We start from the raw sequence: 10443 nt of genomic DNA, 5'->3' as shown, positions 1-10443 counted from the left end.
CATCGGCGCTGGTCCGTCGGCTCATCCCGGCCGGATGACGACACGGCACCGCGCCGGTGCCAGCGTCGATCATGCGAGCAGGAGATCGGGAGGCGTGATGAGCCGGACAGCGACCGCGGGCGGTGAGCCGGCGGCCGCGAACCGCCCCCCGGTGCTCGACAAACGCCGGCAGAACATCATCTTCGGCACCGTGATGCTCGGCATGCTGCTCGCCGCGCTCGACTCGACGATCGTCTCGACCGCGCTGCCCACGATCGTCAGCGATCTCGGCGGCGCCGGCCACCTGTCCTGGGTGGTCACCGCCTATCTGCTGGCCGAGACGATCTCCGCGGCGCTGGCCGGCAAGTTCGGGGACCTGTTCGGCCGCAAGTTCCTGTTCCAGCTGTCCGCCGCGATCTTCGTGCTCGGCTCGTTCTTCTGCGGCCTCGCGCACAACATGCTCACCCTCGTGCTGATGCGCGGCGTGCAGGGCATCGGCGGCGGCGGGCTGATGGTCACCGCCACCGCGCTGATCGCCGACGTCATCCCGCTGCGCGAGCGCGGCAAGTACCAGGGCGCGCTCGGCGCGGTGTTCGGGGTGACGACCGTCATCGGCCCGCTCATCGGCGGCCTGTTCACCGATCACCTCTCGTGGCGGTGGGCGTTCTACATCAACGTGCCGATCGCCATCGCCGTGATCGCCGTCGCGGCCCGGACCATGCCGTCGATCGCCCGTGCCGCCAAACCGGTCATCGACTATCTCGGCATCGTCCTGATCGCTCTGGGCGCGGGCGCGCTCATCCTGGCGACGAGCTTCGGCGGCACGCAGTACCCGTGGGGGTCGTGGCAGATCATCGGCCTGTTCGCGGCCGGTGTCGTGCTGCTGGGCCTGTTCGTGCTGGCCGAACTGCGGGCCGAGGAGCCGATGCTGCCGATGCGGCTGTTCAAAGGCAACGTCTTCTCGATCTCGTCGGTGCTGGCGTTCGTGGTCGGCTTCGCCATGCTGGGCGCGCTGACCTTCCTGCCGAGCTACCTGCAATACGTACGCGGCGTCTCGGCGACCGCTTCCGGCATCCGTACGCTGCCGTTGGTCTTCGGTTTGCTGCTCACCTCGATCGCGGCCGGCACCCTGGTCTCCCGGACCGGGAAGTACCGGATCTTCCCGATCGCCGGCGGCGCGGTGATGGCGATCGGCTTCTACCTGCTGTCACGGATGGACGAGTTCACCGGCGTCGTCGTCCAGTCGCTGTCGATGTTCGTGCTCGGCGTGGGGATCGGCCTGTGCATGCAGGTGTTGATGATCATCGTGCAGAACACCGTCGACTACCGCGACCTCGGCGTCGCGACCTCGGGCATCACGTTCTTCCGCACGCTGGGCAGCTCGTTCGGCGCGGCGGTGTTCGGCGCGATCTACGCCAACCAGCTCGCCGCGCACCTGGCGCCTGTCCTCCTCCGGCTGGGCGGCGGCGCCGTGAGCAGCCCGAAGGAGCTGCACGGCCTGCCCGCGGCGCAACGGGAACCCATCGTGCACGCCTACGCCCAGACGATCCAGACCCTTTTCCTGTACGCCGTGCCGGTCGCCCTTCTGGCATTCGTCCTGGCGCTGGCCCTCAAGCAGGTCCCGCTGCGGGAATCGTCCGCGGCCGGCGCGACGGACCTCGGCGAAGGCTTCGGGCTGCTCGACTCGCAGAGCTCGGAGGGCGAGCTCGAACGGGCGATCGCCCGGGTGCTGCGCCGCGAGGGCCGCGCCGCCGCGCCCGCCGTCTTCGCCGATTCCGGCACGACTCTCGACGTCGCCGCGGCCTGGACAGTCGGTCAGATCCGCCTGCACGGCCGGGGCCACCGGCCGGTCGGCGTACGGGAGATCGCGCATGCCCACCGCATGCCGGCGGCCGTCCTGGAACCGGCCTTCGCCGCCACCGTCGCGCAGGGCTACCTGCGCACCGAGGGCGACCTGCTCACCCTGACCGGCCGGGGCGACGAGGAGTTCGGAAAGCTCGCCGCCGCCTGGAAGTCCTGGCTGCGCGACCGGCTCCCGCTCGCCGAGGACGGCGGCCCGAGTGCGGAGGCCCTCGACGCGGCCCTGCACCGCCTCGCCACTCAGGTGGCCGAGCAGGAACAGGCGGCCGAACAGCGTCAGCTCGCCCCCGCCTGACGCGGGCCGCGGGCCGCGAGCCGCCGAGTTGATGTCGGCCAGGACGACGGGGCGCCGGCCTCGGCGTACGCCCACCTGGCTCGTACCGACTTCCGGATTTTCGCCGAACCCATGCCCGACAAGGTCTGAGGAGGGGCCTTGCCGGAGGCGCGGGCGAAGGCGTCGTCGGCGGCGACAACCGGGGCGGCCCTCGAAGAAGGCCACCCCGGATTTCCTGCCGCCGTTGCTCAGCGCAGCCGGGCCGTCTGCCCGTCGGCGTAGTACCGAGCTTCGCTCGGATAGGTTCCGACGCAGACGTACGCCTGTGCCAGGAAGGTCTGGCTGGTACTGGGCGAATAGATCCGAGGCGTCCAGCACATCGTCTGACCGGGTTCGACGTACCGGTTCCCGCCGCTGGAGTTGCACGACCACTTGGCGCCGTCCGGGGAGCGGAAGAGGAGCGCGGTGCCCCAATAGCCGGAGCGAAGCGGCGAGTACATGACCATGTATGCCCAGTAGTAGGACCCGCTTCGGCAGAGTTGCACCGCCCCGATCGCCGTGCCGCCGACGTTGAGTCGCAGGTAGTCCGCCGACACGACGCTGCCCGAGCCCTGCGAGTGCCGGCAGTTGGCTGCGGCGACTGCGGACTGGGCATCACCGGCGGCGTGTGCCGGGCTCGCCATACCGCCGACCGCCAGCACCAACATGGCGATAATCGCGAGAAGTCGTTTCATCGGGAGCTCAGCCACAGTTGATCCCGTACAGGATCCGGTCGGTCTGAATGCCGGCCATTCCACCGACGTCGACGCACCGGTGGGACATGTCGACGCCTGCCGGCGTGTACACCGGGCCCGCGTAGTACTTGTAGTTTCCCTCGTCGCAGCCGACGCTTGGGCACCTCGGCCAACTCGATCCCGACGGCCGGATCTTCGCCAGCGAGTACAGGCTCGCGCCGTACGCGCTGCCGGAGTGGTTGGCGACGAGACAGTTGCGCTTCGCGGTGGACGAGTAATAGACGTCCAGGTACATGTTGACCTCGCCGGTCGCCTGGCTGGTCTCCGGGTAGTGGGTGACCAGCGTGTAGGACGATCCGCACGGTCCACCGGCCAAGGCCGAGGGGGCCTGAGCGGACGCCGGCGCGGCGAGTCCCATCAGGAGGGCGAGTATCGCCCCGACCAAGGCCAGAGATCGCTGAGCACGCATCTTTCGCACTGCTTTCCTCCATGGTGTCGCCATCAGCGGATACAGCTGCCGTGCGCCCGCGGGGGGCACGGCAGGTCTTCTCGACTGAACACCACAGGCCGGACTGGCCGGCGTGTACCGACCGAATCCGAACGCGGTCGGCACGTCCACCGTCGTTAATCTAGGACGCACTCGGGACATCGATCCCGATCAGGAGGTGAGACATGCCGCCAGGGCTCCGGCGGGAGCCGGCCGGCCAGCCGGTCGACACCTTCGCGGATCCGCCCGACCCCGGGCAGGCCCTCACCCTCGACGACATCGTCGAACGGCTGCGGCTGTTGAAGGTCTGGGCCGGCGACCCGTCCTACGAGACCATCAAGGACCGCATCAACGCGGCGTGGTCCGAGGCCGGGCGACCGACCGGTGAGCTGGCCGGCAAGACCACCGTCGTGGACTGTTTCCGGCGTGGCCGGCGCCGGCTGAATTCCGACCTGGTGATCGCGGTGGTCGAGGCCCTGCACCCCGATGTCGGGTACGTGACGCAGTGGCGCCAGGCGATGCGTGTGATCGCCGGGGAGACAACGGCGGCCGCGCACGTCCGGGTCCAGGACGAACTGCCCCAGGACCTGGCCGAGTTCACCGGCCGCACCCTCGAACTGGACCGCCTGCGCAGCGCACTGCAACGCGGTCAGCACGACGGCGGCGCGGTGGTGATCTCGGCGATCGAAGGCATGGCCGGGGTCGGCAAGACGCAGCTTGCCGTCCACGCCGGGCACCTGCTTGCCCGGGAGAGACCCTTCGAGCACGTCCTGTTCGTGAACCTGCGTGGGTTCCACCCTGACCCGGCCCAGCCACCGGCCGACCCCGCCGCCGTCCTGGACGGCTTCCTGCGCCTGCTCGGCGAACCCGGTCACCGGATCCCGCACGATCTCCCCACCCGCGCCGCCGCATTCCGCGGTCGCGTCGCCGGCACGCGCACGCTGGTGATCCTGGACAACGCCGCCGACGAGGACCAGGTCCGCCCACTGCTCGCGGACACTCCCGGCTGCATCACCCTGGTCACCAGCCGGCGAAGCCTCACCGAGCTGCCGCCCGCGACACACCTGACCTTGGATGCGTTCACCGCGGAGGAGGCCGTGGCGTTCCTCACGCAGGCCGTGTCCGGGACCCCCGTCGGCAAAGATCCACAGGCCCCGGCCCGGATCGCCAGGCGCTGTGGCTACCTGCCGCTGTGCCTGGGACTGGTCATCGGACACATCCGCGGCAAGCCCGGCTGGACCCTCACGGATCACGCCGACCGGCTCGACGAACGCCATCACGATCGCCGCTTGGACACCGGTGTGGAACTCGCCCTGCACCTGTCCTACCAACGCCTGTCCGGCGATCGGCGACGGCTGCTCCGGCTGGCCGCGCTGCATCCCGGCGAGGACTTCGATGCGTACGGCGTCGCGGCCCTTTGCGATTTTGACCTGCGCACCACACAGGCGCACCTGCGCGATCTGCGCCGCGACCACCTGTTGCAAGACGCGAGCCCGGGCCGGTACACCCAGCACGACCTCGTCCGCGCCTTCGCCGCCAACCTGGCCGGCGACGAAGACCCGCCGGCCGAGCGGCACGCGGCGCTGACCCGTCTGTTCGACTACTACCTGTCCGCGGCCGCCGCCGCGATGGACACCCTGCACCCCGCCGAGGCGCATCGGCGCCCGCGGATTGCGTCGCCGACCACCCCAACCCCGGTGCTGACCGAGGCGGGGACGGCCCGTGACTGGCTGGACGTCGAACGCGCCACCCTGGTCGCGACCGCTGCGCGCACCGCCACCGACGGCTGGCCGAGCCACACCACTCGGCTGTCCACCATCCTCTTCCGCTACCTCAACGGCGGATACAACAACGATGCCCTGACCATCCACGGCCACGCCTATGACGCCGCCCGCCACACCAACGACGCCAAGGGGCAAGCACACGCGTTGACCAACCTCGGCGCCGCGTACGTCCAGATCGGCCGGTTCGCTCAGGCCGTCGACCACCTCGAGCGCGCCCTGAACCTGCACAAGCTGACCGAGGACCGCACCGGCCAGGCACGCATCCTGACCAACCTGGGCATTGTCGAAGCGCGGCTGGGCCGCTACCGGCGCGCCGCCGACCGTCACGGGCAGGCGCTGACGCGCTACCGGCAGGCCGGTGACCGTACCGGTGAGGCCCGGGCGTTGGGCAACCTCGGCTTCGTCGCGGCGCGGCTGGGCGACTACCAGCCGGCCGCCGAGCGCTACCGCCAGGCCCTCGCCCTGTGCCGGCAGACCGGCGACCACGTCGGCGAGGCCTCCATGCTGGGCAACCTGGGCGACGTCGAAGTGCGGATCGGCCACTACGACTTGGCGGCCGAACACATCCAACAGGCAATGACCTTGTACCGGCAGCACGGCGACCGCGACGGTGAAGCGTGGACGCTGGACAGTCTGGGCATCCTGCACACCCATCTCGACCAACCCACGCAAGCCGTCGAGCACCATCAACAGGCGCTGTCTATCTTCCGCCAGGCCGGCGCACGCGACGGCGAAGCCTATGCGCTCAACGGACTCGGGGAGGCAACTCAGGCCGCCGGTCAGCCCACCCACGCCGTCGCCCACCACGGCGCCGCGCTCGGCATCGCCGCCGACATCGGCGCGCTCGACCAGCAGGCCCGCGCCCACGCCGGCCTGGGCCGCGCCCACCGGACTCTCGGCGATCTCGACCAGGCTCGCCAGCACTATCACCATGCGCTTGCTCGCTACCTCGATCTCGGCATGCCACAGGCCGAACAGATCCGCGCCCAAATGACCGCGGTCGGCGAGACCGTCAAGCGCGGACCGCCCGCTCAGTGGCGATGATGAGCCGCCGAAGGACCGGTCAGTCGAGGGGGGCCGTGGACTCTCGGGTGATCAGGCGAGGGCTGATGGTCTCGATGCCGGAGCCGAGGGTGCCGTCGATCGCGGCGAACAGGCGCTGGGCGGCCAGCCGGCCCAGTTCCTCGAGGTTCATGTCGATGGTGGTCAGGGGTGGGCGGGCGTTGGCAGCCAGGATGTTCCAGTTGTCGTAGCCGATTACGGCGACCTGGGTCGGGACGGTGAGTTTCTCCTGGTGCAGGACGTCCAGGACGCCGCGGGCAATCTCGTCGGAACCGGCGAAGATGGCGTCGACGTCCGGGTCTCGCTGCAGCAGCATCCGGGTGGCGCCCCGGCCCCAGGCCTCGGACCAGACGCCGAACCAGACCTGGTCGCCGACCAGTGGGAGGCCCTGCTCGGCCAGGCGGTCGAGGGCGCCGCGGGCGCGATCCTGAGCGGCTCCGTAGGTGGGGTCGCCGGTGATGTGGGCAATGCGCCGGCGGCCGTGGCGGATCAGGTGGTCGACCGCCATCCGGCCGCCGCCGACATTGTCGGTCACCAGGGACAGGTCGGCCGGGTTGTCGGAGGGGGAGTAGGCGTAGATGACCGGTACCGGGAGCTCGCCCAGCGACGGCCTCGCGTCGGGGCGGGCGCCGACCACGATCAGGCCGTCGACCCGCCGCGACAGGAGCGCGCGCAGATGGTGGCGTTCGCGAAGATTGTCGCCTCGGGCATCGCAGAGGAAGACGGACGTCTGGTCGGAACCGAACGCATCCTCGGCGCCCATCAGGATGGGAATCGAGAATCTGCCCTCGAGGTCGGACGTGAGTAGCCCGACCGTTCCGCTGCGCTGAGTGATCAACCCTTGCGCGAGCGTGTTGGGCGAGAACGACAGTGCCTCCGCGGCCTGAATGACCTTGGCACGGGTCTCGGCGCGAACTTGCGGCTGGTTGTTGAGCGCCTTCGACGCGGTCGCGATCGAGACGCCGGCGAGCTTCGCGACGTCACGCAGCGTTGATCGGCCGCTCGGGCGCAGACCGTCCGCACTGGACCCCGGCTCCATCGGACCCCTTGACAACAGTTTTTCCTCCGTATTACGTTCCTGAAAACCTTTTCGGTCTTCCGCAACTCCCCCGGATGATGCCCCACCTGCGTATGAGAGTACCTGTGGCGACGTCGCGACCGAAACGGCCCGAAAACCTTTTGGTGTGTTCCGGAGGGCATCGTGCGGCTCGACTTATCCAATAACCTTCGCAGAACGATCGCGGGCGTCACTGTCGCAACCTTGACCATGATCGGGCTGGCCGCCTGCGGCGGCAGCGACGACGACGGGGGCTCGACCGCGGCGCCGGCCGCGGCGGGCGTCGACGGCGTCGACGACGGCTCGGAACTGACACTGTGGACGCGGGCGCCGCTGGAGTTGCAGGCCAAAGCTCTGGTCGAGGCGTACAACGCCAGCCACAAGAACCAGGTGAAGCTGACCATCGTCCCTAACGACGACTACGTGGCGAAGGTGGGTGCGGCGGCCGGCAGCGGCGACCTGCCCGACCTGTTCGCGGCCGACATCGTCTACGTGCCCAACTGGGCCAAGGCCGGTCTGTTCGCCGATCTGACCGACAGCATCGCCAAGCTGCCGTACGCCGACAAGATCAACCAGGCGCACCTGAACGCCGGCACCTACGAGAGCAAGAAGTACGTGCTCCCGTTCGTCCTCGATCTGTCGGTCATGTTCTGGAACAAGGACCTCTACAAGGAGGCCGGTCTCGACCCCGAGAAGGGCCCGACGACGCTGAAGGAGTTCAAGGAGCAGGCCCTCGCGGTCCAGAAGCTGAACAAGCCGGGCGTCAACGGCACGTTCTTCGGCGGCAACTGCGGCGGCTGCAACGTCTTCACCTGGTTCCCGATGGTCTGGGCCAGCGGCGAGGACGTGATGAACCCCGAGGGCACCAAATCGCTGCTCAACGGGACCGCGGCGAAAGAGGTGTACTCGACCTGGCATGAGCTGCAGGCGGCGGGCGCCATCGCGGCCGGCTCCAAGGAGGAGACCGGCGCTACCTGGGTCGCGGGCTTCCAGGAGGGCAAGATCGGCGTGATGCCGTACCCGGCGACGCTGCTGACCACCGCCGACAAGACCGTCAAGACCGGCGTGGCGGCGATCCCCGGCGTCAGCGGCGGCGGCTCCACCTTCGTCGGCGGCGACGGCATCGGCGTCTCCAAGGACTCCAAGAAGAGCTCGCAGGCCTGGAACTTCCTCGCCTGGATGATGTCCGAGAAGGGCCAGGTCGACGTGCTGGCCAAGAACGGCACCTCGGTGGCGCGCAGCGACCTGGCCAACAACCAGTACTCGGCCAAGGACCCCCGGGTCGCGCTGATCAACGAGGTCGCCGGCCGGCCGGAGAGCAAGACCCCGGTGGCCATCAACTTCCAGCAGGCGTTCAACGCCCCGGGCAGCCCGTGGGTGACCTTGTTCCGCAACCAGGTGTACGGCGACGGGGCCAACCTGGACAAGGACAACGACGCCGTCACTCAGGCCCTCAGCCAGCAGTGACAGTGCGAAGCATCCCCGCCCTCGCGGCGGAGGAGACCCACCCCCGCCGGCGGCGCCGCTGGTCGTCGTCGCTGGCGGGGTGGGGGTACGCCCTCCCCACCGCCGCGTTCGTCCTGATCTTCTTCGTCGTCCCGATCGGCATCGTGGCCCGGATGTCGGTCTCCGACTGGAAGCTGTTCACCGGCGATCGGGGCTGGAACTCGGGGAAGAACTTCCAGTCCGCCCTGGACGACCGGCTGCTCTGGCCGGCGGTGTGGTTCACGGTCAAGTACACCGTGGTCACCACGGTCATCCTGCTGGTGCTGGCCCTCGGGCTGGCGCTGCTGGTGCAGGAGTCGACCCGCTGGACCGGTTTCCTGCGGACGTCGTTCCTGATCCCGTCCGCTCTCGGTCTCGCCTCCGCCTCGCTGCTGTTCTACGCGCTCTATTCGCCGCAGAGCAGCCCGTTGCTGGGCTTCACCGACAAACCGATCTCCTTCCTGGGTACGCCGATGTCGGCGCTCTGGTCGACGGTGGTGCTCATCGTCTGGCGCTACGCGGGGTTCTACATGCTCCTGCTGCTCGTCGGGCTGCAGAACATCTCCGGCGACGTGTACGAGGCGGCCCGGCTCGACGGCGCCAACCGGTGGCAGACGTTCCGCCGGATCACCCTGCCGCTGCTGCGGCCGTCCCTGGCGCTCAGCACGATCCTGTGCGTCACCGGCTCGCTGCTGGCCTTCGACCAGTTCTACATCCTCACCAAGGGCGGACCGGACAACAGCACCATCACCATCGTCCAGCTCGTCTACAACTCGGCCTTCCAGGGACGCAACGACCTCGGCCGGGCGGCCGCGCTGTCGATCCTGGTGCTGGGCGCCCTGCTGATCATCAACCTCGTGCAGTTCCGTGGCCTCCGCGGCCGGGAAAACTGAAGCGGCGGGAGAACTGATGCTGCGCACTCCCTCACGCGTCCTGACCGGCGCGCTGGCTCTGCTGTTCCTCTTTCCGCTCGTCTGGGCCGCGGTGGCCTCGGTCAGCCCGCAGGGCGGCACCGCCCAGGTGCACGGCTGGGGCCTCGGCAACTACCACACCCTCGCCAACTACCAGGCCGGCATCTTCCAGTACCTGCTGAACTCCACGGCGGTGTCGCTGATGACCGTCGCGTTCACGCTCCTCGTGTCCGCGCTCGGCGGGTACGCCTTCGCGATGTTCAGCTTCCCGGGGCGCAACGCGCTGTTCCTGATCACGCTGGCGATCCTGATGGTGCCGTACGCGACCCTGCTGATCCCGCTGTACGTGCTGCTCAACGACCTCGGCCTGCAGAACTCGCTGGTCGGGCTGGCCCTGGTGCTCACCATGTTTCAGCTGCCGTTCGCGGTGTTCATGATGCGCATCTCGTTCGAGGCCGTCCCCAAGGAGCTGCGCGAGTCGGCGCTGGTCGACGGCTGCGGCAGCTTCCGGGCCCTGCGGCACATCCTGCTGCCGGCGGTCCGGCCGGGCCTGGTCACGGTCGGCATGTTCGCCTTCCTGGCCGCCTGGAACGACTTCATCACGCCGCTGGTGCTGATCAGCGACTCCGCCAAGGCGCCCCTGCCGCTGGCCGTGGCCAACATGCGCCAGCAGGTGATGGGGATCGTCGACTACGGCGCCACCGAAGCCGGCGTGGTCGTGCTGGCCCTGCCCTGCATCTTGATCTTCCTTGCCCTCCAGCGGCACTACGTCCGCGGGTTCATGTCCGGCGCACTCAAGGGTTGACACAC

8 protein-coding genes are annotated in these 10443 nt (G+C 69.2%); 5 read left to right on the top strand and 3 right to left on the bottom strand.

All coding sequences use genetic code 11. From position 1 onward, the window contains the following. Nucleotides 1–97 precede the first annotated feature (97 nt). Nucleotides 98–2134, top strand: coding sequence for an MDR family MFS transporter (locus tag ACQPZX_RS34950; RefSeq protein WP_433364982.1), 2037 nt, complete (start codon nucleotides 98–100; stop codon nucleotides 2132–2134). 227 nt (nucleotides 2135–2361) lie between these two features. Here ACQPZX_RS34950 and ACQPZX_RS34945 read toward each other — a convergent pair whose 3' ends face one another. Both ACQPZX_RS34945 and ACQPZX_RS34940 read right to left on the bottom strand, forming a co-directional pair. Continuing rightward, nucleotides 2362–2847, bottom strand: coding sequence for a hypothetical protein (locus tag ACQPZX_RS34945; RefSeq protein WP_433364979.1), 486 nt, complete (start codon nucleotides 2845–2847; stop codon nucleotides 2362–2364). Between the two features lie 7 nt (nucleotides 2848–2854). Further along, the gene (locus ACQPZX_RS34940; RefSeq protein WP_433364976.1) at nucleotides 2855–3316 is read right to left on the bottom strand and encodes a hypothetical protein; all 462 of its coding nucleotides are present in this window, start codon (nucleotides 3314–3316) and stop codon (nucleotides 2855–2857) included. 203 nt (nucleotides 3317–3519) lie between these two features. On the opposite strand from ACQPZX_RS34940, the gene ACQPZX_RS34935 reads away from it, so the two are divergent. After that, complete coding sequence (locus ACQPZX_RS34935) at nucleotides 3520–6162, top strand: tetratricopeptide repeat protein (protein WP_433364973.1); 2643 nt, start codon at nucleotides 3520–3522, stop codon at nucleotides 6160–6162. 19 nt (nucleotides 6163–6181) lie between these two features. Here the strand turns inward: ACQPZX_RS34935 and ACQPZX_RS34930 are convergent, their stop codons facing one another. Further along, nucleotides 6182–7219 (bottom strand): LacI family DNA-binding transcriptional regulator, encoded by a 1038-nt coding sequence (locus ACQPZX_RS34930; RefSeq protein ID WP_433364970.1) that lies wholly within the window; start codon nucleotides 7217–7219, stop codon nucleotides 6182–6184. A gap of 228 nt (nucleotides 7220–7447) precedes the next feature. On the opposite strand from ACQPZX_RS34930, the gene ACQPZX_RS34925 reads away from it, so the two are divergent. Genes ACQPZX_RS34925 through ACQPZX_RS34915 form a run of 3 tightly spaced genes read left to right on the top strand, consistent with a single transcriptional unit; the run spans nucleotide 7448 to nucleotide 10438 of the window. Further along, nucleotides 7448–8704 (top strand): ABC transporter substrate-binding protein, encoded by a 1257-nt coding sequence (locus tag ACQPZX_RS34925; protein ID WP_433385578.1) that lies wholly within the window; start codon nucleotides 7448–7450, stop codon nucleotides 8702–8704. Between the two features lie 2 nt (nucleotides 8705–8706). After that, on the top strand, nucleotides 8707–9615 hold the full coding sequence (locus tag ACQPZX_RS34920) for a carbohydrate ABC transporter permease (protein WP_433364968.1): 909 nt from the start codon (nucleotides 8707–8709) through the stop codon (nucleotides 9613–9615). 16 nt (nucleotides 9616–9631) lie between these two features. Next, complete coding sequence (locus ACQPZX_RS34915) at nucleotides 9632–10438, top strand: carbohydrate ABC transporter permease (RefSeq protein ID WP_433364965.1); 807 nt, start codon at nucleotides 9632–9634, stop codon at nucleotides 10436–10438. Nucleotides 10439–10443 lie beyond the last annotated feature (5 nt).

Source organism: Actinoplanes sp. CA-142083, assembly GCF_050942195.1.
GTDB lineage: Bacteria > Actinomycetota > Actinomycetes > Mycobacteriales > Micromonosporaceae > Actinoplanes.
This window is presented reverse-complemented; position numbering and strand designations above follow the sequence as displayed.

Excerpts from the sequence above, each read along its gene's own strand:
- ACQPZX_RS34945 (WP_433364979.1), bottom strand. The coding sequence starts at position 2,847 with ATGAAACGACTTCTCGCGATTATCGCCATGTTGGTGCTGGCGGTCGGC.
- ACQPZX_RS34925 (WP_433385578.1), top strand. The coding sequence starts at position 7,448 with ATGATCGGGCTGGCCGCCTGCGGCGGCAGCGACGACGACGGGGGCTCG.
- ACQPZX_RS34930 (WP_433364970.1), bottom strand. The coding sequence starts at position 7,219 with ATGGAGCCGGGGTCCAGTGCGGACGGTCTGCGCCCGAGCGGCCGATCA.
- ACQPZX_RS34940 (WP_433364976.1), bottom strand. The coding sequence starts at position 3,316 with ATGCGTGCTCAGCGATCTCTGGCCTTGGTCGGGGCGATACTCGCCCTC.
- ACQPZX_RS34915 (WP_433364965.1), top strand. The coding sequence starts at position 9,632 with ATGCTGCGCACTCCCTCACGCGTCCTGACCGGCGCGCTGGCTCTGCTG.
- ACQPZX_RS34935 (WP_433364973.1), top strand. The coding sequence starts at position 3,520 with ATGCCGCCAGGGCTCCGGCGGGAGCCGGCCGGCCAGCCGGTCGACACC.
- ACQPZX_RS34950 (WP_433364982.1), top strand. The coding sequence starts at position 98 with ATGAGCCGGACAGCGACCGCGGGCGGTGAGCCGGCGGCCGCGAACCGC.